Source organism: Rhodobacteraceae bacterium M382, from assembly GCA_025141015.1.
In the GTDB taxonomy this organism is placed as follows: Bacteria; Pseudomonadota; Alphaproteobacteria; order Rhodobacterales; family Rhodobacteraceae; genus Aliisedimentitalea; species Aliisedimentitalea scapharcae.
Genome location: CP081098.1, coordinates 3396852 through 3420957 on the forward strand (window position 1 = coordinate 3396852; position 24106 = coordinate 3420957).

The 24106-nt window shown below is 60.6% G+C and carries 27 protein-coding genes and 1 pseudogene; 10 read left to right on the forward strand and 18 right to left on the reverse strand.

Going from position 1 to position 24106, the window contains the following annotated elements; genetic code table 11:
- Positions 1–50 precede the first annotated feature (50 nt).
- From K3727_15795 to K3727_15805, 3 genes are all read right to left on the reverse strand, one after another.
- Positions 51–458 (reverse strand): cytochrome c, encoded by a 408-nt coding sequence (locus K3727_15795; GenBank protein ID UWQ90243.1) that lies wholly within the window; start codon positions 456–458, stop codon positions 51–53.
- Positions 455–820 (reverse strand): c-type cytochrome, encoded by a 366-nt coding sequence (locus K3727_15800; GenBank protein ID UWQ93407.1) that lies wholly within the window; start codon positions 818–820, stop codon positions 455–457. Before K3727_15800 ends, K3727_15795 begins: the two co-directional genes overlap by 4 nt.
- An 82-nt stretch (positions 821–902) precedes the next feature.
- Positions 903–1328, reverse strand: a complete 426-nt coding sequence (locus K3727_15805) for a cytochrome c (protein ID UWQ90244.1) — start codon at positions 1326–1328, stop codon at positions 903–905.
- 140 nt (positions 1329–1468) lie between these two features.
- On the opposite strand from K3727_15805, the gene K3727_15810 reads away from it, so the two are divergent.
- A complete protein-coding gene (locus tag K3727_15810) occupies positions 1469–1903 on the forward strand; it encodes a DMT family transporter (protein UWQ90245.1) in 435 nt (144 codons plus the stop codon).
- Positions 1904–2061: 158 nt separating this feature from the next.
- Complete coding sequence (locus K3727_15815; GenBank protein ID UWQ90246.1) at positions 2062–2565, forward strand: hypothetical protein; 504 nt, start codon at positions 2062–2064, stop codon at positions 2563–2565.
- 115 nt (positions 2566–2680) lie between these two features.
- Here K3727_15815 and K3727_15820 read toward each other — a convergent pair whose 3' ends face one another.
- The gene (locus tag K3727_15820; GenBank protein UWQ90247.1) at positions 2681–3364 is read right to left on the reverse strand and encodes an ABC transporter ATP-binding protein; all 684 of its coding nucleotides are present in this window, start codon (positions 3362–3364) and stop codon (positions 2681–2683) included.
- Positions 3357–4643 carry a lipoprotein-releasing ABC transporter permease subunit gene (locus tag K3727_15825; protein ID UWQ90248.1) on the reverse strand — a complete coding sequence of 429 codons (1287 nt, stop codon included), beginning with the start codon at positions 4641–4643 and terminating at the stop codon, positions 3357–3359. Before K3727_15825 ends, K3727_15820 begins: the two co-directional genes overlap by 8 nt.
- Positions 4644–4688: 45 nt before the next feature.
- Here K3727_15825 and K3727_15830 point away from each other — a divergent pair, with 45 nt between their 5' ends.
- Positions 4689–4856, forward strand: coding sequence for a hypothetical protein (locus K3727_15830; protein ID UWQ90249.1), 168 nt, complete (start codon positions 4689–4691; stop codon positions 4854–4856).
- Positions 4857–4999: 143 nt separating this feature from the next.
- Positions 5000–5353, forward strand: a complete 354-nt coding sequence (locus tag K3727_15835) for a hypothetical protein (protein ID UWQ93408.1) — start codon at positions 5000–5002, stop codon at positions 5351–5353.
- 99 nt (positions 5354–5452) lie between these two features.
- Here K3727_15835 and K3727_15840 read toward each other — a convergent pair.
- Positions 5453–6787, reverse strand: a pseudogene (locus tag K3727_15840) (proline--tRNA ligase).
- Positions 6788–6957: 170 nt separating this feature from the next.
- Between K3727_15840 and K3727_15845 the strand changes: the two are divergent.
- From K3727_15845 to K3727_15865, 5 genes are all read left to right on the forward strand, one after another.
- Positions 6958–8322, forward strand: coding sequence for an FAD-dependent oxidoreductase (locus K3727_15845; GenBank protein UWQ93409.1), 1365 nt, complete (start codon positions 6958–6960; stop codon positions 8320–8322).
- Positions 8319–9296: an isopenicillin N synthase family oxygenase gene (locus tag K3727_15850; GenBank protein UWQ90250.1), complete on the forward strand. Its 978-nt coding sequence runs from the start codon at positions 8319–8321 to the stop codon at positions 9294–9296. The genes K3727_15845 and K3727_15850 overlap by 4 nt, the downstream gene beginning before the upstream one ends.
- Before the next feature lie 215 nt (positions 9297–9511).
- Positions 9512–10585 carry an AI-2E family transporter gene (locus K3727_15855; GenBank protein ID UWQ90251.1) on the forward strand — a complete coding sequence of 358 codons (1074 nt, stop codon included), beginning with the start codon at positions 9512–9514 and terminating at the stop codon, positions 10583–10585.
- Positions 10586–11266, forward strand: a complete 681-nt coding sequence (locus tag K3727_15860; protein UWQ90252.1) for a chromosomal replication initiator DnaA — start codon at positions 10586–10588, stop codon at positions 11264–11266.
- Between the two features lie 80 nt (positions 11267–11346).
- Positions 11347–12897, forward strand: coding sequence for a Ppx/GppA family phosphatase (locus tag K3727_15865; GenBank protein UWQ90253.1), 1551 nt, complete (start codon positions 11347–11349; stop codon positions 12895–12897).
- Between the two features lie 13 nt (positions 12898–12910).
- Here K3727_15865 and K3727_15870 read toward each other — a convergent pair whose 3' ends face one another.
- From K3727_15870 to K3727_15900, 7 genes are all read right to left on the reverse strand, one after another.
- Positions 12911–13291 carry a hypothetical protein gene (locus tag K3727_15870; GenBank protein ID UWQ90254.1) on the reverse strand — a complete coding sequence of 127 codons (381 nt, stop codon included), beginning with the start codon at positions 13289–13291 and terminating at the stop codon, positions 12911–12913.
- Positions 13292–13336: 45 nt separating this feature from the next.
- On the reverse strand, positions 13337–14347 hold the full coding sequence (locus tag K3727_15875; protein ID UWQ90255.1) for an endonuclease/exonuclease/phosphatase family protein: 1011 nt from the start codon (positions 14345–14347) through the stop codon (positions 13337–13339).
- A gap of 1 nt (position 14348) precedes the next feature.
- On the reverse strand, positions 14349–15032 hold the full coding sequence (locus K3727_15880) for a DnaJ family molecular chaperone (protein ID UWQ90256.1): 684 nt from the start codon (positions 15030–15032) through the stop codon (positions 14349–14351).
- 9 nt (positions 15033–15041) lie between these two features.
- A complete protein-coding gene (locus K3727_15885) occupies positions 15042–15563 on the reverse strand; it encodes a GNAT family N-acetyltransferase (GenBank protein UWQ90257.1) in 522 nt (173 codons plus the stop codon).
- Complete coding sequence (locus K3727_15890; protein UWQ90258.1) at positions 15560–16162, reverse strand: VOC family protein; 603 nt, start codon at positions 16160–16162, stop codon at positions 15560–15562. The genes K3727_15885 and K3727_15890 overlap by 4 nt, the downstream gene beginning before the upstream one ends.
- Positions 16163–16344: 182 nt before the next feature.
- Positions 16345–18474, reverse strand: coding sequence for a methylmalonyl-CoA mutase (gene scpA / locus K3727_15895; protein ID UWQ90259.1), 2130 nt, complete (start codon positions 18472–18474; stop codon positions 16345–16347).
- Entirely contained in the window at positions 18437–19372 is a 936-nt protein-coding gene (locus K3727_15900) for a hypothetical protein (protein ID UWQ90260.1), read from the reverse strand. Before K3727_15900 ends, scpA begins: the two co-directional genes overlap by 38 nt.
- Before the next feature lie 177 nt (positions 19373–19549).
- On the opposite strand from K3727_15900, the gene K3727_15905 reads away from it, so the two are divergent.
- A complete protein-coding gene (locus tag K3727_15905) occupies positions 19550–19993 on the forward strand; it encodes a DUF4174 domain-containing protein (GenBank protein UWQ90261.1) in 444 nt (147 codons plus the stop codon).
- A gap of 4 nt (positions 19994–19997) precedes the next feature.
- Here K3727_15905 and K3727_15910 read toward each other — a convergent pair whose 3' ends face one another.
- The 5 genes from K3727_15910 to K3727_15930 form a co-directional block, all read right to left on the reverse strand.
- Positions 19998–20522 carry a hypothetical protein gene (locus tag K3727_15910; GenBank protein UWQ90262.1) on the reverse strand — a complete coding sequence of 175 codons (525 nt, stop codon included), beginning with the start codon at positions 20520–20522 and terminating at the stop codon, positions 19998–20000.
- A gap of 4 nt (positions 20523–20526) precedes the next feature.
- On the reverse strand, positions 20527–22572 hold the full coding sequence (locus K3727_15915) for an acetyl/propionyl/methylcrotonyl-CoA carboxylase subunit alpha (protein UWQ90263.1): 2046 nt from the start codon (positions 22570–22572) through the stop codon (positions 20527–20529).
- Between the two features lie 122 nt (positions 22573–22694).
- Positions 22695–22898, reverse strand: coding sequence for a hypothetical protein (locus K3727_15920; protein UWQ90264.1), 204 nt, complete (start codon positions 22896–22898; stop codon positions 22695–22697).
- A gap of 475 nt (positions 22899–23373) precedes the next feature.
- Positions 23374–23730 carry a hypothetical protein gene (locus K3727_15925; GenBank protein ID UWQ90265.1) on the reverse strand — a complete coding sequence of 119 codons (357 nt, stop codon included), beginning with the start codon at positions 23728–23730 and terminating at the stop codon, positions 23374–23376.
- 69 nt (positions 23731–23799) lie between these two features.
- Positions 23800–23937: a hypothetical protein gene (locus K3727_15930; GenBank protein ID UWQ90266.1), complete on the reverse strand. Its 138-nt coding sequence runs from the start codon at positions 23935–23937 to the stop codon at positions 23800–23802.
- Positions 23938–24106 lie beyond the last annotated feature (169 nt).

The following is a 24106-nucleotide window of genomic DNA, read 5'->3' on the forward strand; positions in this document are numbered from 1 at the left end:
GCCACACAGGCCGTTGGGCCAAGCGCCGAACAGGCTATGCCTGTTCGGCGTTACCCGTCGGCGACCTGTGCGCTTTCGAGATAGGTCAGCAATGCAACCAACGAGCGCGGCGTCGGTGTCATGACCCCGTCAACATCCAGCGGAATGGGTGGCCCGGACAGCAGCGCTCCGAATTCCGGCATGATTTGGGAGGTGTCATGTCCGCGCCCATAGCCATCAATGCGCGACAGGATCTCGGCCCTGGGGAAATCTCCGCCCCGCCGGGCTGCGATCCGGGTCAGATCCGGGGCGTTTTGTCCCCCAACCAGCTCGCCGCCCTGACCGCGCACACCGTGACAGGCCGCGCAGTTTTCCAGATACAGCGTTTCCCCTTCGGCTGCGGGTGGCATTTCAGCATCGCTACAGGCCCAGAGTCCCAGCGCCGCAGCACAGCACATCCATGGTGTCATCCGGTTCATTGTGCCTGTACCCCCTGCAGAAAAGCCATCAAATCGGCGATCGGACGGCTGGTCAGGATCGGCTGCCCCGCCGCAGTCTTGAGCGCCACGTCGTCCCCCTCGAAAAAGGGGCCATAGACCGGCATCGGGCTGCCGTGGCTGACCAGCGGATCGCGCCCGTCAATGCGCATGACAACCCGCGCAGTGGGGAAAACCCCACCGTTGTTCGCACGCAGCGCCGTCAGATCCGTCGGTTTGATCACCATAACCCCCGCCATGGGACCGTGGCCCGTCGCTTCGATGCCGTGGCAGGTCGCGCAATGGGTCCGAAAGACCCCGGCCCCGGTATCGGCGTCCCCGACCGGATCCGTGGCCCCAGCCATCCCAGGCAAGGTTCCGGCCAGCACACAGGCAGTAATCTGCGCCATAAATCTCATATTCAACTCCTCCCGTCGAATTCACCTGTCACAGGTCCTGAAGCGTTTCAAGATAGCCCGCCAATGTCACCAAAGCGGTTGGCGTAGCGATCACCTGACCGTCGGCGGTTGTCCAGGCTTCTTTGGGGCCGTCCAACAGCCCGTCAAATTCTGGCATCAACCCCTGGACGTCCTTGCCGCGATAACCATGCATGGTGGCGATCACTCGCTCGGCCGGAAAAACTCCGTCATTTGCCGCGCTCAGCCCGCGCAGGTTGGCAGGAGGAACCGGCAATTGATCTGCCAATGGTCCGTCCCCGGCACCGCTGCGCCCATGACAGGAGACACAGTTCTGTTTGAACAGATCGGCCCCCGACCGCTCTGTCACCGGCGTACAGGCAATCAGGACCATCAAACACAGGCCCGGGACCGCCATCGCAACCCGAACAGTCACAGCATGCATGGAAAATGTCACATGGGATCCTTGTCGTTTCTAACGTGGTTTCTCAGGTCATTTCCTGGCATTTTCAGACTTGCCCCTGCCTGCCCGGACGGCAATGATCCAGATCAACCGACTATCCACATTCCCCAAGAGCACTGCAACAGGATCCTGACATGACACATTACGCCGCCCTCATGCTGGCCGCTGGAATTGGTATCCCGGTTCTGGCCGCACTGAATGCTGGGCTGGGTCGGTTCATCGGCTCGCCCACCACAGCCGGGGTGGTTCTGTTTGCCGTTGCTTTTGGGGCCTCGGCGTTGTTGCTGCTGTTCACCGGCCCGCACGCCCTGAGCAAGGTCGTGGAAGCCCCCAAGCATTTGCTGCTTGCAGGTCTTCTGGTGGCGTTCTACGTGCTTTCGATCACCCATGTGGCACCGCATTTCGGCGTCGGAAACGCCGTGTTCTTTGTGCTGCTGGGTCAGTTGATCAGCGCCGCGATAATCGACCACTTTGGGCTGTTTGGTGCCCAGGCCAATCCATTGACGCTGGCCCGATCCGCAGGAATTGGGTTGATGGCCGTGGGAGTCGGAGTGACCCAGCTGTCGTAATCAGGGTATGTTTTCGGCGCTGTTCGCGGCCAAAATCGGACCTTTGGCCCAGGGTCCGCTCCATGCACTTCGCCAGGTGATACGCATTTTTTTGCAATTTGGACCAATTTGCTAGACGATTGCGTCTAACCTTCCCTTTTTGTTTTCGGAAATTTGCCATGAAATCGACTGCTCCATATCTGTTATCCGCTGCACTTTTGTCTTTTGGGGGTCTTGTCCCGATGCAATCCGCGGCAAACGAAGCCGCGCATGAAACTCTCGAAGCTGAGAGCGGGCCCCATATTGTCGAGCTGTTTATCGGGTCTACTTACGCGGATCATCATGGGCACCGGGAACATGCCTTTTCGATTGGGGGGCAGTATCGGTATGCCCTGTCCCATCGGACGTCGGTCGGTGTTCTGGCTGAATATGCAACAGAATCGCTCGACGCCTGGGTGGTCGGCATCCCTTTGGTCGTCAATCTCGGAGACACCCGATGGCAGTTGACCGCCATGCCCGGAGCCGAGATCGAAGGCGGCAACACGGAATTTCTGTTCCGGGCCGGCGTGGGGTATGAATTTGAAATGGAAGGCGGCTATTCCATCAAACCGGAAATCAACGTCGATTGGGTGGACGGCGAAGCATCAGTCGTGACAGGACTGAGCTTTGGCTGGCGTTTCTGACGCACCTGCGGACATGCTATGGGTTGGGCAGTTTGCACACGCCCCCCCCGAGGTGCGCTGCAACCCGACCCAATGACCTGACCAACGGCCCGCATCACTGGAGAACACATGGACCTCAGGTGTTGACCAGGATCCCCGCCTCCAGCCGCACCTGCCGATCCATCCGGGCGGCCAGCTCGAGATTGTGGGTGGCAACCAGCGCCGACAACCCGGTCTCGCGTGCGAGATCCATCAACGCCCCAAACACCTGATCTGCCGTGTCGGGATCCAGATTGCCCGTCGGTTCATCCGCCAGCAAAACATGCGGAGAATTGGCCAGCGCTCGGCAAAAGGCCACCCGTTGCTGTTCGCCCCCCGACAAGGCGGCCGGGCGATGCCCTGCCCGTTCCGACAGACCCACACGGGCCAACAGGTCACCGGCGCGCGTCTGGGCCCGTGATTGGCTGACACCGTTGGCCAACTGCGGCAAGACGATGTTTTCTCTGGCCGTAAATTCCGGCAGCAGGTGGTGAAACTGATAGACAAACCCAATGTCACGCCGCCGCACCCCTGTGCGCACCCGGTCACTGCGTCCGGTGACATCCTGTCCGGCCACCCGGATTTCGCCCTTGTCGGGTGTGTCCAGCAATCCGGCGATGTGCAAAAGCGTCGATTTACCCGCGCCCGACGGGGCCACCATGGCGACGACTTCGCCTGGCGCCAGGGTCAGATCGACCCCGCGCAGCACCTGGATTTCCGAACTCTGGCCGGAATTGTAGGACTTGCAGATCCCCTGCAATTGCAACACAGGCTCACTCATACCGCAGCGCCTCTACCGGGTTCATCCGCGCCGCGCGGCGGGCTGGAAAGTACGTGACAAAAAACGACAACCCCAACGACAGCCCCACCGCGCTCAGCACATCGTTCAGATGCAGCTCGGCCGGCAAGGCATAAATCCCGCGGATCGACGGATCCCAGACACCACCGCCCATGGCATAGTTCACAAACGAAAAGATCGGGTCGATATAGATCGCAAACAGGCTCCCCAAAACCACCCCCATGCCGGTGCCAATGATGCCGGTAAAGGCACCACAGATGAAAAACACCCGCAGAACAGACCCTTCGCTCAGACCGATGGTGCGCAGGATACCGATGTCACGGCCCTTGTTCTTGACCAGCATGATCAGCCCGGACACGATGTTCATTGCAGCGATCAGAACCAGGATCGACAGGATGATGAACATCACATTGTCCTCGACTTCCAGCGCCCGCAGGAACCCGCCCGAGGCGTCGCGCCACGTCCAGATCCGACCCAGGTCTCCGGCGGCCTCGAGCAAGGGCCCTGTCAACGTTTCGACCTGTTCGGGCTGGGCTACCATGACTTCGATCTCATCCGCGACGCCTTCGCGGTTGAAATAGCTCTGCGCTTCGGCAAACGGCATGTAGACACGGGTGCGGTCGATGTCATAGCGCCCTGCGGAAAAAATATACACCACCTCATAGGCATTGACGCGCGGGCTGGTGCCAAAGGCGGTTTTAACCCCATTGGGCGAGATCAGTTTGACCCGTTCGCCCACGCTGACGCCCAGCGCCCGCGCCACGCCCGATCCCAACGCGATCCCGTCCCCGAACCGGGACAGGTCGCCATAGGACTCCGCGCTTTGGGCAATGCCCGGCAGGGTGGCGATATCCTCGGCCTTGATGCCAAAGACCTCGACCCCGGCATTGCGTTGACGCAAGGAGGCCATCACCTGCCCCTTGACCAAAGGCGCGGCCCGGATGACACCGGGCACTTGGGCCACACGGTCGGCCAGGGCGTCATAATCGTGAATGGTGCGGTCAATCCGTCCACCGTCCTGCACCACACCAACCGAATACACGGTGACATGGGCATTCGCGCCCAGGATGGTGCCGACAAATTCGGACCGAAACCCCGAGCGCACCGCCAGTGTGGCGATCAGCGCAAAGACGGCCAGCGCAATGCCGATCAGGCTGATCCAGGTCATCCCGCTGACCCCGCCCTCGGCCCGGCGCGCGCGCAGGTATCGCCAGGCGATCATCCATTCGAAACGGGAAAACGGGACGGGACTGCTGGCCATTTCGGCTCCTGCTCTGATTTTGGCGCAGAGTGGGGTGTGCGTGTCATGGGGTCAAGCCCCACCATCCCGGCCACCGCCGCCCTGCGGATCAACGCCTGTCGATTGGTGAACGGCCCAGATCAGTTGCACACGGTTTTGGCCTATCTGAGCGGGAGCACACAGCCCGAAACTGTTGAAGGACCAGAAACATTGCGCCGTTTCAGCGCAAATTGACATCAATTCGCCACAGTAATTAACCAAAGTTAACAACAATTCATGACAAATCTGACAGAGCGCAGAATGATCTGTCAGCATGAACGAACTTGGGGGGGCATCAGGAATTGAGGTGCTCTATGGACACAAAGAAAACGTCGCAACTGGGTCCCGACCCGGCGCTGATCCAACATAACCGCTATAGCCCGGCGCATTTTGACTGTGAAACCGCCGTACTGCTGCGCTCGGTCCTGCTGCCGGTGTTTGATCAGGCCAACAGCTGGTCACAGCTGATCGACACGCTCACACCCAAGGGTTATCGGCTGATGTTCCGGCAGGGACTCCTGTGCATCACCGACACACAAACAGGTGCACGGGTCTGCGGGTTGACGTTCCTCGGGTTGCAGATGCGCGACCTGGTGGCCCGCCTGGGACGTCCCTGTGTCGTGGTGCATCCCGGGTCAGGTGCAGATGGCGACCTGTTGCGCCACCCGCCTGTTCGTCAAACCCTGCACTAGGCCGTCACACACCCAGCCCTCTGGCCATTACAGCCAGGTGTGAAAGGCGTGTCCGGCCATCGGTTCGGGGTGCTGATCGCCGCCAGCACCGCCACCACGATGGGGCGCATAGATTTCCGCGACCTTCTTGACGGCCTCCTGCGGGCTCAGCTCGACGCTTTCGCCGCTGCGCCGCGAGGTCAGTTCGACCACCCCATTCTTCAATCCACGTGGACCCACGGTGATCCGCCACGGCAGACCGATCAGATCCATGGTCGCGAATTTGCCACCGGCGCGTTCCTTGCGGTCATCATACAAGGGTTCCAGCCCAACGGCGCTCAGCGCCTTGTACAGCTGGTCACAGGCGGCGTCGGCCTCTGCATCGCCCTGTTTGAGGTTGACGATCCCGCAATGGAACGGGGTGACGCCTTCGGGCCAGATGATGCCCTTGTCATCGTGGCTGGCTTCGATGATCGCACCCAGCAGGCGGCTGACGCCGATGCCGTGCGATCCCATATGCACCGGAACCGATTTGCCGTCAGGGCCCTGAACCGTGGCCCCCATGGCGTCGGAATATTTGGTGCCAAAATAAAAGATCTGTCCGACCTCGATGCCACGCGCCACACGGCGGCGCTCTTCGGGGATGGCATCGAACAACGCCGCGTCGTGGGTCTCGTCGGTGCGCGCGTATTTCGAAGTGAACTCTTCCAGGATCGAGCGACATTGATCGTGCGAGTCATAATCGATCTCGCGGTCACCAAAGGTCAGATCCGTAACAGCGCTGTCATAGAACACTTCGGATTCACCGGTGTCGGCCAACACCAGGAATTCATGGGTGTCATCGCCACCGATGGGACCAGAATCCGCCCGCATCGGGATCGCCTGCAACCCCATACGTTCATAGGTGCGCAGATAGCTGACCAGATGGCGGTTATAGGCGTGCAGCGCATCCTCTTTGGTCAGGTCAAAGTTATAGCCGTCCTTCATATAGAATTCACGGCCACGCATGACGCCAAACCGGGGACGGATCTCGTCGCGGAATTTCCACTGGATCTGATACATGGTCAGCGGCAGGTCCTTGTAGCTGCTGACATGGCTGCGGAAGATATCGGTGATCAGCTCTTCGGCGGTGGGCGTGAACAGCATGTCGCGATCATGACGGTCGGTGATGCGCAGCATCTCTTCGCCATAGGCGTCATAGCGCCCGCTTTCGCGCCACAGGTCTGCCGACTGGATCGTCGGCATCAGCATTGGAATATGACCCGCGCGGATCTGTTCCTCGTGCACGATGTTTTCGATCTTGCGCAGAACCTTGAAGCCCAGCGGCAGCCAGGAATAGATCCCGGCGGCAGATTGCTTGATCATCCCGGCGCGCAGCATCAGCCGGTGGCTGACGATCTGGGCCTCGGAGGGGTTTTCCTTGAGCACGGGCAGAAAATAACGGGACAGGCGCATCGGACGTCTCTTTGATCAACTGAGTTTAAGCCGGTCTATGCCATCCCCGCCGAACTGGCAATTGGCATTCAATTGGCATCGTCTGTTTGCGCCATTTCATGTCGGGATTTTTCTTGAATGGCAATTCAAGATTCGCAATTGTCAGACAATGCGCCGAACGGGGAGACACCATAGTGGCCACAATTCTGGAACCAGCCCGCGAAATCGAAATTATCCACCGCACCGACGTTTTGGTCGTCGGATCCGGTCCCGGGGGGCTCTCTGCCGCGCTGGCCGCCGCCCGCGCCGGGGCCGAGGTCACGTTGATGGAGCGGTTCGGCTGTTTCGGCGGCAATATCACCGCCGTCGGCGTCGAAGGCTTTGCCTGGTATCGCCACGAACAGACGGTCGAAGCAGGTGGCATCGGCTGGGAGTTCGAAGAGCGCGCCAAGGCGATGGGCGCAGCGGTGCCGGAAAGCCAATCGCTCAGCTATGAGCTGGACAGCGAAGGGTTCAAGCTGGTGGCCGACCGGCTGGTGCAAGAGGCCGGAATTCACCCGATGTTGCACCGCCAGTTTGTTGCTCCGATCATGGAGGGCGATCGGATCACCGGCATCATCTGCGAATCCAAGGCCGGGCGCGAGGCGATCCTGGCCCGTGTCGTCATCGACGCCACCGGCGACGCGGATGTGGCGCATCGTGCCGGGGCCCCGACCCATATGACCGCCCCCGAAGAGATGCAGGCGGCCAGCGTCATGTTTCACATCGCGGGCGTCGACAAGCAGAAATTCATGGACGGGGTCAAGGCCGACCCGCAAACCTATGCCAATTGGTCCACCGGCGAATGGCAAGTGGAAACCGACGGCAAAGAGGACGATATGTTTTCGCCCTTTCTGGCCAAACCGTTCGCGCAGGCAATCCGCGACGGGGTGATCCCCGCACATCTCAACACCATCGGCGGCACCTGGGGGGCCGTGCATGACAGCGGCGAGATGACTTATATGAACCTGGTGCATCTGGCCGGCATTGACGGCACCGACCCCGACAGCATGACCCACGGCGAGATCGAAGGGCGCAAACAGGCGATGCACGCGATTGACGCGCTGCGCGCTTATACTCCGGGCTGCGAGGGTGCCCGGCTGCGCAATTTTGGCATGACCGTCGGCATTCGCGACACCCGCAAGATCGACGCATGTTACAACATGACCGAAACCGACGCCCGCCATCAGGGCCGGTTCGACGATACCATCGGCATCTATCCCGAATTCATCGACGGCTATGGCATCCTGATCCTGCCGACCACCGGGCGTTACATGCATATCCCCTATCGGTCGTTGTTGCCGCGCGGGATCAAGGGGCTGCTGGTTGCGGGGCGCGCGCATGGTTCCGACAAGGTGGCCCATGCAGCCACCCGCAATATGGCCGCCTGTGCGGTCATGGGTCAGGGCGCGGGCATCGCCGCCGCGTTGTCGCTGAAAAGCAACCGCGAGCTGGACGATCTGAACATGGCGCAGATCCATCAGGAACTGGATCGTCAGGGCGTGAGGTACACATGACACAGACCATCCCCACCATCGATATCTCGCCTCTGCGTAGCCCGACTTCACCGGACCGCGCACGGGTGGTGAGCGACATCCTGACGGCCTGTACTGACATTGGGTTCCTGTCCATCACCGGCACCGGAATCGCCCCGGACACTGTGGATAAGGTTCGGGAGTGTTGTCGGACAATTTTTGCCATCGACGAAAAATCCAAATGGGATCAGGCGATTACCCGCGACAACTATCGTGGATATATCCCGATGGGTTTCTTCACCCCCAATGACGGCAGTGGCACGGCCGACAAATACGAAGGCTACAAGCTGCATTTTGAAACCGCTTCGGATGACCCGATAGTTGCCGATTGCCCGCTATATGGCCCCAACCTGTGGCCGCGTGAAGTGCCCCAGGCCCGCGACATCATTCTGGGGTATTGGCGACAGCTGGACGCTGTGGCCGGCCTGTTGATCGGCGCGCTCGAAGACGGGCTGCAGCTGCCTCCCGGCACACTGGTGGACGGGTTCACAAAACCGATGACAAACATGACGCTGCTGCATTATCCCCCGCAGGCCCCGGATGAGGCCGGGTTTGGCATCCACCCGCACAAGGACACCGACGCGCTGACGATCATTGCGCCAGACCCGGTGGGCGGGCTGGAAGTGCAGACCCGTGATGGTGGCTGGATCACACCCGATACGCCGCCCGGCGGATTTGTCGTCAATATCGGCGACATGCTGGAGCTGTGGTCCGGCGGGCGGCTGGTGTCGACCCCACACCGGGTGGTGAACAAATCCGGCAAGGAGCGCTATTCTTTCCCCTATTTCGCCGTGCCGCGCCATGATGTGGTGGTTGCCCCGCTGTGCGCCCCGCGCGACGGGTTCGAACGCCCCGCCGTGCATTGCGGCCATTGGTCGGCCGAAATCTGGCGCACCAATTGGCCCGATGAAGAGGCCAGCGCCGACACCCCCGAATTGGGAACACTGCACAGCTGATATCTCAGGTTTTGTCCTGCCCACCCCTGTGGTCCATCAATACAGCAGGGACAGGGCGCTTTGGCGTCACCTTGGGGATAACATGGGGAAAACCCCGAAAACACAGGGATAAAACCGCGGATCCGGCCCCTGCCCGGGCTGGAACGTAACGCTGCTCTTGCAACCCTGCCAGCAATCGGCAATGACAAATACAGACGAGCATTTCAGGGGCAGCCATGGCACTTCCAGTTCGCGATCAGGTGAAATATTGGGGCGCTGTCAGCGTCGCAATCGTCTTGGCATTGTGGTTCCTGGGGGATGTGCTGCTGCCGTTTGTCATCGGCAGCGCCATTGCCTATTTCGTCGACCCCATTGCCGACCGGTTGGAGCGTATGGGGCTGAGCCGCATGGCCGCAACCGGGGTGATTTCAATTTCAACCATCCTGCTGGCCGTGATCCTGACGCTGTCTGTCGTGCCGATGCTGATCACCCAGCTGATTGACCTGATCCAGTTCCTGCCACAACTGCTGCGCGATCTGCGCACGTTTATCGGGGAACACGTGCCGTCTCTGCTGGACGAAAAATCACGCATCCATATGGCGTTGTCCGCCATGGGAGAGACCCTGAAGGAGCGTGGCGTACTCTTGCTGGATACGCTGGTCGGATCGGCCATGTCGCTCCTGAACGTGGTGCTGCTGATCGTGATCGTTCCGGTGGTGTCGATTTATATGCTGCTCGATTGGGACCGGATGATCGCCCGGATTGGCGAGCTGTTGCCCCGCGACCACGCCCCGACCATCGGACGGCTGGCCACGGAGATCGACAAGACCCTGGCCGCATTTGTGCGGGGCATGGGGACCGTCTGTCTGATCCTGGGCACCTATTACGCCGTCGCACTGATGCTGGTGGGATTGAATTTCGGCCTGGCTGTCGGATTCATTGCCGGGCTGGTGACATTCATTCCCTATCTGGGCGCATTGATCGGTGGGGTGCTTGCCATCGGTCTGGCGCTGTTCCAGTTCTGGGGGGATTGGGTGTCGATTGGAATGGTGGCCGGAGTTTTTGTGATCGGTCAGGTGGCCGAGGGCAATATCCTGACCCCGAAACTGGTCGGGAGCTCGGTCGGTTTGCATCCGGTCTGGTTGCTGCTGGCGTTGTCGGTGTTTGGGTCCCTGTTCGGGTTTGTCGGTATGCTGGTCGCTGTACCGCTGGCTGCTGCGCTGGGTGTGGTGGCCCGGTTCGCGGTGGAACAATATATGACAAGCCGCCTGTATCAGGGCAAAGCCTATATCGAGCCGGAACAAGACTGAATGGCACAACAGCTCAGCTTTGATCTCCCGGCGATCCCCGCGCTGGGACGTGAGGATTTCTTTGTCGCGCCGTCCAATGCGATGGCGGTGGCGATGATCGACGCTGGCACCAATTGGCCCGGCGGAAAACTGGTTCTGACGGGTCCGGCGGGTGCGGGGAAAACCCATCTGACCCACGCCTGGTCCACCCAGACCCGAGCCAGAATCATTTCCGCCCGCGACCTGACTGACGACATGGTCCCCGATCTGGCCCGCGCGCCTGTCGCCGTCGAAGATGTGCCCGACATCGCCCAGGACCCAGCCGCACAGACAGCGCTGTTTCACCTGCACAATCTGGTGCTGGCCAATGGCCAGGCCCTGATGCTGACCGGGCGACCGGCCCCCAACCTGTGGCATCTGTCCCTGCCCGATCTGCAAAGCCGGATGCAGGCTGCGGCGCATGTCACCATCGAAGCCCCTGATGATTCCCTGTTGGCGGTTGTGTTGGCCAAATTGTTCAGCGACCGGCAGATCCTGCCGCGCCCGGATGTGATCCCGTATCTGGTGCACCATATGGATCGGTCGTTTCAGGCCGCTGTCGATATCGTGGACAAGCTGGACCGCCTGTCGCTGGCGGAATCACGCACATTGTCGCGCGCTTTGGCAATCCGGCTGCTGGCGCAGGAAAAAAGCGACGAATAGTCCTGACGCCTTGATCCACCGTTCAATTGACCCGCCGAATTGAATAAAGCATTCTGAGACCGGCATACCTGGGGATACACATGAATCTGACAACCGAACCTCCGGCTGTGGAATGGGGTCCCTTCGGACGCCCGCTGTTTGATGACCCCAGTGTGCGGGCCCTGTCCCGTGTCGGGGTGGTTGACGTTGGGTCGAACTCGGTCCGGTTGGTGGTTTTTGACGGCGCGGCGCGCTCACCTGCCTATTTCTACAACGAAAAAATCATGTGTGCCTTGGGCGCGGGCGTGTCTGAAACCGGCCTGTTGAACCCCAGCGGACGCAAACGCGCGCTGGCCGCATTGAACCGGTTCCAGCATCTGGCCCAGGGCATGGGCCTGCCACCGCTGTCAGTGGTGGCCACAGCCGCGGTACGCGACGCACAGGACGGGCCGGATTTCTGCGACGAAGTCCTGCGCGAAACCGGATTGAAAATCTGGGTGATCGACGGCGAAGAAGAGGCCCGCCTATCCGCCCAGGGGGTTCTGCTGGGCTGGCCCGGTGCCTATGGATTGGTCTGTGACATTGGTGGCTCGTCGATGGAGCTGGCCGAGATCCAGAACGGTCTGGTGGGGCGGCGGGTGACCTCGTCTCTGGGGCCACTGAAGCTGCGCGATATTCCCGGTGGGCGACGCGGGCGCAAACACCACATCAAGGAAGTGATCCGCGGTCTGGAAGAACAGATGGGATCGCAACGTGATCGCCTGTTTCTGGTCGGCGGCAGCTGGCGGGCCATTGCCCGCATCGACATGGAGCGGCGCGGCTATCCGCTCAAGGTGCTGCATGAATACCGGATGAGCACCAGTTCGGTGCGCGAAACCATCAAATACATCGAAGGGTCTGACCTGAACGAATTGCGGGCGCTGACGGGCACATCCGCCTCGCGGATGTCTCTGGTGCCCTATGCCATTGACGTCCTGTCGCGGCTGATCCGGACCTTTAAACCCAAGGACATTGCGATTTCCAGCTATGGGATCCGCGAAGGGCTGTTGTATGAACAGATGCCGCAACGGCTGCGCGACCGGGATCCGCTGATCGAGGCGTGCCGCTATGCCGAAGTCAAGGACGCCCGGATGCCGGGCTTTGGCAAGACGCTGTATGACTATGTTGCACCGCTGTTCAAATATGGCCCCGAAAGCCACAAGCGATTGGTCAAGGCTGCCAGCCTGCTGCATGATGTCAGCTGGCGCGCGCATCCCGATTACCGGGCCGAGGTCTGTTTTGACAATGCCACACGCGCCAATCTGGGTGGGCTAAAGCATTCTGAACGGGTGTTTCTGGGACTGGCGTTGCTGTACCGGTATCGCAACAAACACGAAGGCACCGCGTTTGAAAACCTGCAAGGGTTGCTGGATGAACACGGCCAGAAACAAGCCCAGATTCTGGGCAAGGCCATGCGGTTCGGCGCAATGTTGATGGTCAATGATGATGCCCCGATCGGGTCGCTACGCTGGCAGCCACGCAAACGTCATCTGACTGTCACCCTGCCCGCGGCTTCGATGCCGCTGTTTGGCGAAGTCGCCGAGGCACGCCTGCAATCGCTGGTGCAATCGCTGGACGGGAATTACGAAATCCGGACCTTGCCTGCCGCCTGACCCTGCGCGCCCCTCAGATATCGGTGCTGCCCGTCGGCGCATCGCTATCCGGGGTGTTGTCCGGCGCGTCCGTGTCTGGTTCTGTGGGCTGTTTCTTGCGGATGATGATATCACCATTGGGCAGAATTTCCGGCGGGTGATACACGGACCAGTCTTTGACGTCCTCGGCCAGCTGCGCCAATGCTGGACCCATTTCGACCATGAACCCGCGCAGGGATGGCCCGAATTGTTCTGCCATGTCGCGCAGATCATCCAGCGCCGGGGCCATTTCGTTGCGCAACCCTTCGAAAAACAGTTCAGCCCCCTGCTCCATCAGGCTGCGCTCATCCTCTTCGGCCAGAACCGGCGAAGAGACCATCAATAGGGCCGAAAACAAAAATGCGCGATATGTCATGCCCCCAACATAGGACGCGAGATCGCCCCCTGTAAGAGGCAGAATTCAGATTTCGATATCCAGCGTCACCGGGAAATGATCTGACGCCGTCAGCAACGCATCGCAGAATTCCGCATCATTCCAGCATTCGACATCATCAAACGGGTGCCAGATCCGCCAGGCCGGTCGCCGCGCCATCAGATCATCCGAGATCATCACATAATCCAGAAGCGCCTGAAAAAATCGTTTTGCCTCGGGATTGAAAAACCGCGCCGTGGTCGGCACCTCGCCTGCCCGGCGCGCAATCAGCTTGCCCGCGTGCGGGTCGGTCAGATCCTCGCCCAGCACGATTTCCACCGACGAACGGCCAAACAGATGTTCGTATTCATCCAGACCGGGGCCATCGTTCAGATCCCCCAGAACAATCACCGATTCATTCCGCACCAGATGTTCGTCCACCCTGCGTCGCAGCCAGATCGCCTGTGCCAGCTGCTTGCGCCGGTTGGCAATGGACCGGCGGATCTGGGCATCGCGCGTGCGTTCCCCGTGCGGTGCCTTGGATTTCAGATGCACCCCGATCAAACGCAACGCCGTGCCGTTTTTGGTCAACATCGCCAGTTCCAGTGGGGGTTTGGAAAACACCACCTTGTCCTGTGTTGCGTCCACGTCCAGATCAATGTGAAACACGCCGTCAAACCGTGCCGTTCCCTGGCCGGTTTCACCCACCGCCGGCCCCTGTGGGTCGTGGGCAACCTCGATCACATCCGGATCATAGAGCAACGCGATTTCCTGTTGGGTGTCATTGGCAAACCCGATCACCGACTTGCGCGTGCGCAGATCAAAGCGACCGGCAAAATGCTCAAGCGCCCGCACCGTGTTCTGTTTGCGCCCGGTATTGGGGGCCTCGATCAACATGATCGCATCGGCATTGACCCGCTGAAACACCTGCCCCAAAGCGCGACTCTGCTGACCCCGGGTCACGTCCTGACGCCCTGACCACCGGTCGTCTTCCATCAGTTGATCATTCTGGTCAAACAAGTTGGCGAACCATTCCACATTGTAGGTCGCCAGCCGCATCTCAGGCCGCCCGTGCGTTGTTGATCTCTTCCCAGGCGCGATTGATGTCGATCATCTTTTTCTCTGCCAGGCGGATCGCCTCTTCGGGCACGCCGCGTGCGATCATCGCGTCGGGGTGGGTTTCACGGACCAATTTGCGCCAGACTTTGCGGATCTCGACCATTTCCGCGTCCGGGTCCACGCCCAACACCGTATAGGGATCGGTGGGCGCATCCGGCACAAACCGCGCCCGCAGCGCCCTGAACTGGGCGTCCGTCTGGCCAAAGATCCGCGCCACATCTTCGAGAAACTGGTTCTCACCCGGATGATAGAACCCATCTGCCATGGCAATGTGAAACAGACCTTCCATCAAATCGCACAGGGTGCCGGTGTCACGCGCAAACATGATCTGGATCTTGCGGGCATACTCCTGATACCCGGCGACATCCGTGCGCGCCATATTGAACACTTTGGCCGCACCGGCTTCGTCGTTGCGGGCAATCTGAAACACCTCCCGAAAGGCGACCACCTCGTCCCGGGTCACCTGCCCATCGGCCTTGGCCATCTTTGCCCCCAGCGCAATCACCGCAATGGCAAAGGCCACGCTGCGCTCGGGCGGAGTGCGCAGGTGATCAAAGACATCCGCCAGGCTTTCCCCTTTGGTCAGAGCCGCCAATGCGTCGGATATGCGAGTCCAGATAGACATGGTACCACCTTAGCGTGTCGTTGGTGCCGTGTCAGGGGATCCCGGCCCGTGTTCGGATAGAATTTTCTGCATCAAAACCAGATCCAGCCACTGCCCCTGCTTGCATCCAACTTCTGGCAAACGTCCGACGTGGCAATATCCCATTGCCGCATGGAATGCGACCCCCGCCGCATTGGCGCTGCTGATCCCGGCGACCATCACATGTATACCGTCGCCTCGCGCGCGCGATTCCAGCGCCAACAACAATCTGCGCCCCGCGCCCTGCCCCCGTGCAGCCGGGTCCAGATACAGCGAATGTTCGACCGTTTGCACATAGCCCGGTCCAGACCGGAAACTGCCATATCCCGCAAAACCCACAACCTGATCACCTGTCTCGGCCACCAGAAACACCTGACCGCCACGGATCGCACCCGCGACCGCATCGACCTGTCGCTCGACCGTGGTAAAGGTGATCAGACTGTCGCGAATGACCTGATTGTGAATGCAACAGATGACCTGCGCGTCCGCAGGCCGGGCCGCCCTCAGGATCACCTCAGGACCCGCCGGCCATCTGCGGTGTCAAACGTGGCCTCGAACCCGGCTGGTCCGACTTCGATCACCACCCGCGGATCCCGCAACCCCAACGCAGCGTCCAGGTCTGCCGCCTGTGGATGCGCAACCACCAGATGACGCAAACGACACCCTTGCTGCGTCAACAGAGGGGCCGGATGCGGGCTGTGCCATTCGATCAGGGCGGGGAATGTGTTGTCAAACGGCAGAACGCCGGTGTCCGGCACCGCCATCTGCCAACGCAGATCGCCACGCGCCAACGACAAAGGCTGTCCCGCATCAACCGACATGCCCGCCACCACAGCTGCCAGATCCGTACACCGGCAAATCCAGTTGCACAGGCGCGGTGCCCCCTGGAACCGGTCCAGATCGAACCATCGCGGTGATCTGTGCGGCCGCGCCGTGGGATCGGCTGCAATCGCTTCCAGATACAGCCCGTCAGACACCCCCAACAGAAAATTATGCGTACCGAACATCTCGTGGCGCCCGCCCGGCTGCATGGGAACCCCCAGCGCATCCTCTACATGGGCCACTGCCGCTTCCAAACTCTCGCCCGCCACGGCCAGGTGATCGAGTTCCATGTCTCCAAGACCTCCGCGTCCCCGTTTCTGCCAGCTTACCGCGCGCCCGCGCCAGCACAATGAAAAAAGCAGACGCTCCGGTTCCCCGAAACGCCTGCTTCTTTCTGGTTCAAAATACCTCGGGGGGAACATTGCGCCAGCAATGTGGGGGGCAGCGCCCCCCGGTTCCCGGGTACGCCCTTTTACCCCCGCGCGTCGCGGATCAGCTTCAGGATATCCTGGGCCGCCTCGGGGATATTTGTGCCGGGGCCAAAGATCGCCTTGACGCCATTCTGATACAGGAAGTCATAGTCCTGCTGCGGGATCACGCCGCCGCAGATCACGATGATGTCGCCTGCATCATGGTCCTTCAGCGCCTGCACCAACTGCGGAGCCAGGGTCTTGTGTCCGGCCGCCTGGGACGAGATACCGATGACATGCACGTCATTGTCGATGGCATCCTGAGCGGCTTCATCCGGGGTCTGGAACAGCGGACCGACGTCCACATCAAACCCGATGTCGGCGAATGCCGTGGCGATCACCTTGGCCCCCCGGTCGTGGCCATCCTGCCCCATCTTGACCACCAACAGGCGCGGGCGGCGGCCTTCTTCTTCGGCAAAATCCTCGATCGACTTCTGGATCGCGGCAAAGCCTTCGTCGCCCTCATACGCGGCCCCATAGACGCCGGCCAGCGTTTTGACCTCGGCGCGGTGACGGCCGAATTCCTTTTCCATTGCCATGCTGATTTCTCCAACGGACGCCCGCATACGGGCAGCTTCGACAGCAGCTTCGAGCAGGTTGCCGCCTTCGGTCGTGCGGCGGGTCAACTCGTCCAGAGCAGCCTGACAGGCGGTCTCGTCCCGGTCCGCGCGCATCTGTTCCAGGCGGGCAATCTGTGACTCGCGCACCGCGTGGTTGTCCACATCCAGAATGTCGATCGGGTCTTCGCTTTCCTTGCGGTATTTGTTGACGCCCACAACAACTTCGTCGCCCCGGTCGACCATGGCCTGACGGCGTGCTGCGGATTCTTCGATGCGCAGCTTGGGCATACCGGATTCCACGGCCTTGGTCATACCGCCCATTTCCTCGACCTCTTCAATCAGGGCCCAGGCCTTTTCGATCAGGTCATTGGTCAGGCTTTCGACATAATACGACCCCGCCAGCGGATCGACCACATTGGTAACGCCGGTCTCTTCCTGCAGCACCAATTGCGTATTGCGGGCGATACGGGCCGAAAAATCGGTGGGCAACGCAATCGCTTCGTCCAGCGCGTTGGTGTGCAGCGACTGGGTGCCGCCCAGCACCGCCGACATCGCCTCGTATGCGGTGCGGATCACGTTGTTATAGGGATCCTGCTCCTGCAGGCTGACGCCCGAGGTCTGGCAGTGGGTGCGCAGCATCTTGGAGCGTTCGGATTTGGCCCCGAATTCGGTCATGACGCGGTGCCACAGGGTCCGCGCCGCGCGCAATTTGGCGATTTCCATGAAAAAATTCATGCCAATGGCAAAGAAGAAGGACAGACGCCCGGCGAATTTGTCGACGTCCATGCCGGCATCAATCGCGGCACGCACATATTCGCGACCATCCGCGATGGTATACGCCAGCTCCTGTACCAGGTTCGCCCCGGCCTCCTGCATGTGATAGCCCGAGATCGAGATCGAATTGAATTTCGGCATCTCGTTGGAGGTGTATTCGATGATGTCCGAAATGATCCGCATCGACGGTGCAGGGGGGTAGATATAGGTGTTGCGGACCATGAATTCCTTCAGAATGTCATTCTGAATGGTGCCTGCGAGCACCGATTTGTCATGGCCCTGCTCTTCACCCGCGACGATGAAGGACGCCAGAACCGGCACCACGGCCCCGTTCATGGTCATCGACACCGACACCTTGTCCAGCGGGATGCCGTCGAACAGGACTTTCATATCCTCGACGCTGTCGATCGCCACGCCGGCCTTGCCCACATCGCCGACCACGCGGGGGTGGTCGCTGTCGTAGCCACGGTGGGTGGCCAGGTCAAAGGCGACCGAAACACCCTGCTGACCGGCGGCCAGGTTGCGGCGATAGAATGCATTGGATTCCTCGGCCGTGGAAAACCCCGCATATTGGCGGATCGTCCAGGGGCGACCGGCATACATGGTTGCCTTGACGCCCCGGGTGAACGGACCAATACCGGGCATTGTGCCCATATGTGGCAGATCCTTGGTGTCGTCTTCGGTGTAAAGCGGCTTGACTTCAATCCCTTCCAGCGTGTCCCAGTTGAGATCGTCAACGGCCCGGCCACGCAGCTCTTTTTCAGCCAGTGCCCGCCAATCGTCTGTCTTCGTCGTCATAAGGTCTTCCTCTCGTCAAGTCTGTCCACGGCAGGTTCTGGCCCACCATTTTGTTGTCTGGATCCCGGGCCAGCCGGGCGAGACCATCCGCACCAGCGGTCAGCCACATCAGGTCATCGGCATAGGTTTCGCGCAGCGCCAATTGCTGGCCAGGCGTAAACGGTTGCCAGCGGCCGTCACCCGCAGGCAGGGCGGCCATTTGTTCGGGGGCAACCAGGCTGCGCAACTCTGGCAGTCGCGGGGTCGCATTGTGCCACAGCCGCGCATGGGTGCGCGGGGCGGGCAGATGGGTCATGGCCTGCAGCTGGGCATCTGGACGCCCCGCATAGGTCTCAAACGGCAACACCCGGATCCGGGCTTCGGGGATGGCACAGGCCACATCGGTGATCACGTCGCGCCAACTGCGCCTGCTGGCGACCAACCGTTTCAATTCGGCCGGAGTCGGCAAGCGACGCCCCCGGGTCACACTATACCCCAAGGCCGAGGCCCAGTAGTACTCCAGCGACCGGATCGACAGAACCACATCTGTCACGCGCCCGCCAAAGGCCGCACCGAACCGCGCCATGCGTTCGCCAACACCGCAATACAGGTCCCCCATGCGCAAGTTGGCCCGGACCGACCCCAGCATGTTTTCATCGCTGACAATCAACTGTTGCACGCCCAACCCGGCACAGCGGGTCAGGTTCAATTGGACCCGCCCCTGGGCCCGGCGTTGTTTGTCGCGGCCCGTATTGACGCCCGGCGCGGGGACAATCCCGTTGAACAGACCCGACCGGGTGCGGCGCGGTCCCCAAAACCCGGTGCCCTGCACCCCCAATTGGGTTGCGTTCTGACGCAGATAGTCCTGAAACGTGGTGGTGGCGCAACGGTGCGCCCCGATATGCAGAAAAACATTCATCGCCTTGCCGTTCCTTTGGCGTGGGACCGCAATGGGCGGTCGAGGTGTCTGGAATGGCACGATCATCCCGCGCAATCCCTGACAAAGCGATTAACGTTCAATTTTTCACGACCCAGCCCCAAATCAACGGTCGCATTCCCCGCAACACAGCATATATTCAAAGCGACAGGAGAGATTATGAAACTGCTTCTAGCCTTTGTTTTTACAGCTTTTCTACCGCTTACTCTTGCGGCGCAAGAAACGGTGGAAACCACGCCCCCCGCATTGACCCAACCGGTCGGCGAGAGCGATTTGACTGAATTTTTATGGAAAAATCGGGTCATTGTGGTGTTTGCCGACACCTCTGCCGACCCGCGTTTCCATGAACAGATCGACCGTCTGGCCGATGGTGTGGACATGCTGGCCGAACGGGATGTGATCGTTCTGACCGATACCGACCCTGCGGCCCGCTCTGCCGCGCGCCAGAAACTGCGTCCCCGCGGGTTTTCGCTGGTCGTCATCGACAAGGACGGCGGCGTCAAGCTGCGCAAACCTGCCCCGTGGAGCGTGCGCGAAATCACCCGGTCGATCGATAAATTCCCCTCCCGGATCCAGGAGGTGCGGGAACGTCGTGGCAGCTGAGCCATCAGATGTTCCCCCGCGCATAAAAGATCCGCTCTCCGGCCCGGTCAAGAACCGCCATCACATTGCTGGCCGGGTCAAAGATCAGCATCGCCTGATCCGAATGCAGCGCCGCCAGATAGGAGCGGGTCAGGGTGTCGTCCATGCACCCTTTGGCCGCTACCCCCGAGGATAAAACCCCCAGCCCCTTGGGCAGATCCGCCGTCATCACCGCTTCGGAGACCAATGTCGGGGTCTGCCCCGAAACATCAAATGCCACCGCGATGTCATGGCCCATCAGCAACAGCCCCTGGCGCACCGATCGTACGGTCTGAACCGGGGCCGACAGGTATTGCGATCCGGTGGCAAACACCCCGGCCGTACATTCCATCGTCGACTGAAAATAGGATGTGGCACCCAGTTCGACCCAGGTGTCCAACTGGGCGCGCACATCAGCTTCGCGATCCATGGCACAGCCCGCCAGCCCCCCAAGGGCCAGCGCCGCCAACCCCCGAAGGGCCGTCAGGCGATATGGCTGTGCCGCAAACATGAGGTTATTCGAACTCCATGATCACTTCGTCAACCGCGAGGCTGTCTCCGGCGCTGGCGTTGATCTTGGAGACCACACCTTTTTTCTCGGCGCGCAGGATGTTTTCCATCTTCATCGCTTCGATGGTGCACAGCGCCTGGCCGTCCTGTACTTCCTGACCCACCTCGACGTTGATATTCACCACCAGACCCGGCATCGGGCAGAGCAGCATTTTCGAGGTATCCGGCGGCAGTTTTTCCGGCATCAATTCGGCCAGTTCGGCCTGACGCGGGGTGCGCACGTGCACCTTCATGTCGGCACCACGGCTGCGGATACGGAACCCGCCCGGAATCTTGCCGACCTTGAGCACCAGCGGATCCCCATTCACTGACAGGGTCGCCAGCTGATCGCCCGGTGTCCAGTCGCTGGTGACGCGGATTTCGCTGCCATCGGAAAATCTGACGGTCGAGCCGTCTGGATCGGCGGCGATCACAGTGTCAAACCGCTGCCCCTGCAGGGTCACGGCCCAATCGGTGCCGACCTTGCGTTCGTGGTTGTCCATGCGGCCCGACACGCGGGTGCGGCGAATTTCGGCCACCCGGTGCATCGCGGCACAGGCCGCCGCGACATTGCGCAATGTGTCGTCCGGTAGCTCGACGCCAACAAACCCTTCGGGGTATTGTTCTTCGATAAAGGCCGTTGTCATGTCGCCCTTGATAAAGATCGGGTGGTCCATCACGGCGCTGAGGAATGGCAGGTTGTGACCGATGCCTTCGACCTCGAAGCTGTCCAGCGCAATACGCATGGCTTCGATTGCCTGATCCCGGGTCGGTGCCCAGGTGCACAGCTTGGCGATCATCGGGTCGTAATACATTGAGATCTCGCCGCCTTCATAGACGCCGGTGTCGTTGCGCACCGCAACAGCGCCAGTCGGGGCATCGCCCTGCCATTTGCCATTGATCTGCAATGGACCAGCCGAGATTTCCGCAGGCGGACGATAGCGCGACAGGCGGCCAATCGACGGCAGGAAACCACGATAGGGATCTTCGGCATAGAGACGGTTTTCGATGGCCCAGCCATTCAATTGCACATCGTCCTGGGTGATGGTCAGCTTTTCGCCATTGGCGACGCGGATCATCTGTTCCACCAGATCGACACCGGTGATCAGTTCGGTCACCGGATGTTCCACCTGCAGGCGGGTGTTCATTTCCAGGAAATAGAAATTCTTGTCGCCATCAACGATGAATTCCACGGTGCCGGCGCTGGCATAATCCACGGCGTGGGCCAGAGCGACAGCCTGTTCGCCCATCGCCTTGCGGGTGGCTTCGTCCAGGAACGGCGACGGCGCTTCTTCGACGACCTTCTGGTTGCGGCGCTGGATCGAACATTCGCGTTCGCCCAGATAGACGCCATTGCCATGGCTGTCGCACAGCACCTGAATTTCGATGTGGCGCGGTTGGGTGACGAATTTCTCGATGAAAATCCGGTCATCGCCGAACGAATTGGCGGCTTCGTTCTTGGACGACTGGAACCCTTCGCGGGCCTCTTCGTCATTCCAGGCGATCCGCATCCCCTTGCCACCACCGCCGGCCGATGCCTTGATCATGACCGGATAACCGACCTCGTTCGAGATCTTGACCGCGTCGTCTGCGTCCTCGATCAGCCCCATGTATCCGGGAACCGTCGAAACGCCCGCCTCCTGGGCGATTTTCTTGGAGGTGATCTTGTCCCCCATCTTTTCGATGGCACCAACAGGGGGGCCGACAAAGGCGACACCCGCGGCGGCCAGCGCCTCGGCAAATTTCGAATTCTCCGACAGGAAGCCATAACCGGGATGAACCGCCTGAGCGCCGGTGGCGCGGATCGCCTCCATCACATTGTCGATCACGATATAGGACTGGTTGGCGGGCGGCGGGCCGATATGTACGGCTTCATCCGCCATTTGCACATGCAACGCCTGTTTATCGGCATCCGAATAGATGGCAACGGTTTTGATGCCCATCTTGCGCGCGGTTTTGATAACCCGGCAGGCGATCTCGCCCCGGTTGGCAATCAGGATCTTGTCAAACATCAGCAGTCCTTTGGTTTGGTGTTTCGCAACGCAAAACGCCGCCCGCAGCCCGAAGGCCACGACCGGCGTTGCGCATGATGTAAAGCGACCCGCGACGGGGCCGTGTGATCAAAGCAGCGCGATCAGCACTTGCTTGGGTTTTCCGCGCAATAGATGACATTGGCAGCCGCGCCGACCGCGGCGCCCGCAACCAGGTTGCCATCCAGCAGAGCCGATCCAACGACCCCAGCCCCTGCGCCATACAGCGCCTGTTCACCCGTGGTGTCGCCACATGCGCCCAGCGCGCCGAGCAACCCAACAAGGGCGCAAATTCTAAATGTGTGCATCCTGCCCATCCTTTTGTCTTATTGACTGTCGATGGGGTGGAGAGACGGTGAATTGTCGTCGCGGTCAAGCCGTCGCACACATCTGACGATGAATGCGCAGATCCTTGCTCACCTAGCAAAACATTGAAAAAATACAAAAAAATGGGCAGGTCACAGGACGTCCTGTGCACCTGCCCATCCAGGCATAGGGTACGGAATAGATGGTCACAAAAGGTGGCCGCAGGAGTGCTGCCCCCTTTCAACGCGACGTTGCCCCAGGTTTTTGGGGGTTCCAAGCGGCGCGATACAGACACCGGGAATTGAGCCGGTTCTTGCCATTTTGCAAAACGACGAGGCGAAAAGGTGCCGACCTTTGCGCGGGTGGCAGAATCCCGCCGCCCGCGCAAAGCGCCAGAAGGGGTCGCACCTGCGCCGCACGGGATTCCCCGCGCGATCCGGTCCCCAAACGGGGCCTGATATGCGACCGACCCGTGCATCACCAACGGGTCCCTTCGAAGACGTCGGGAAAGGACGCACGGGCAATATCGACGTCGATGACCAGCAGGGCGTCATAGCTTGCAGGATCAAACGGATCCTCGGCCGCGACGACTTCGCGCCCGAACAGCCAGCTCAGCCGGCCGGCATCCAGATTGCCCCGTTCAAAGGGCTGGTCGCCAAATTGTTCCCAAAGGGCCTGCATGAATCCGGCGTCTGCACGACGATCGGCCGGGCGTCGATCAGCCCGCCGTTCCCGCCGGGTCAACGGTGTCACCCCTTTGGGGTTGGGTCTGCGAATAACGAATTGAAAGTCGGTACCGGGCAAACGGCCCGGGAATCCACGATGTTTGATCATGAGCGCGCCTCCGACCCGGCACGCTGCGCGGCAGAAGGGGCCGGCCGCAGGGCCGGGCCCCAAATGTTCTTACTTGAGTTTGCCGGTGTATGTCGGCTCGACCGAAATCGGCTCGACAATGACAAATTCTTCCTGAGGGCTGTTGTCGCACGCTGCGACGCCAGCCACCAATGCAACCATTGCAAGTAGTTTGATGCTCTTAGACATTGCTGTCTCCTGACTAATGTTTCGAAACCTGCAGGGGTTTTGCCCCCCGCTTGCCTCAACCTCGAGGTTACGGTTGCTCGTTGACAACCGGGGTCAATAATAGTCGAAAACATGTCGAATTCATATCCGCTGTGGGTCAAATCGGTGGCCATGGCGCGCGGATGTGGTG